Annotated in this window: 1 pseudogene; it reads left to right on the top strand. The window is 38.8% G+C overall.

Going from position 1 to position 343, the window contains the following annotated elements:
• Positions 1-343: pseudogene (locus CXF59_RS00125) on the top strand (flagellar motor protein MotB); the annotation flags it as partial.

Raw genomic sequence — 343 nt, 5'->3', positions numbered from 1 at the left:
TTATTTTGCCTCTGACGGCCATCCGGGTCTGGGCGGATTAGATATTTTTGTATCCAAAATTAATGCAGATGGAACTTTTGGAAAGGTTCAAAATGTGGGTATGGATGCCAATTCCCCTAAGGATGATTTCGGGTATTGGATTGATACCAAGTCCAGAAGAGGGTTTTTCTCATCAAATAGAGATGGTGGACAAGGTTATGATGATATTTATAAGTTCCTAGAAACTAAAAAACTTCTTTGTGAACAACAACTATATGGAAAAGTGACAGATTTAGCCACTTCTGAGATTCTGCCAGGGGCAAAAATCAGTCTGTTTGACAACAAGTTTAACCCTATGGGAACT

Origin of the sequence: Flavobacterium sp. ALD4 (genome assembly GCF_002836475.1) — a bacterium.
Lineage (GTDB): Bacteria > Bacteroidota > Bacteroidia > Flavobacteriales > Flavobacteriaceae > Flavobacterium.
The sequence above is the reverse complement of the archived record's forward strand: the minus strand, read 5'-3'. Positions and strand labels throughout refer to the sequence as shown.